General features: G+C 61.9%; 1 protein-coding gene. It reads right to left on the bottom strand.

Annotated elements, in window-relative coordinates:
* On the bottom strand, positions 1-268 hold a 268-nt coding region (locus WLY71_RS30905; RefSeq protein ID WP_347806606.1), incomplete at both ends, for a hypothetical protein.

Below are 268 nucleotides of genomic sequence, written 5' to 3'. Positions count from 1 at the left end.
AGTCCGTGTTGCGTAATGGCCGTATTGACCGCCGCCTCCAACGCTGCTGGGCGCACTTCGCCCGCAGCAGGCGCCAGCGTTGACCAGCTCAGATCCTGCTGCTCGAGGTGACACAGAAATCGTGAAATCCGATTGCGCTGATCCCGAGGAAGGGTTGTGGGCAGTTGCGCCATCACGTCTTGGTGTGCGGGCCACACAGGTATCAGGCGGACCTGACCGGAAGGCCCTTGCAGAAACACGTTGAAGGCGTGGTTAATGGCCGCGCGCG

The organism is Pseudomonas rossensis, from assembly GCF_039888995.1.
Lineage (GTDB): Bacteria > Pseudomonadota > Gammaproteobacteria > Pseudomonadales > Pseudomonadaceae > Aquipseudomonas > Aquipseudomonas rossensis.
This window is presented reverse-complemented; position numbering and strand designations above follow the sequence as displayed.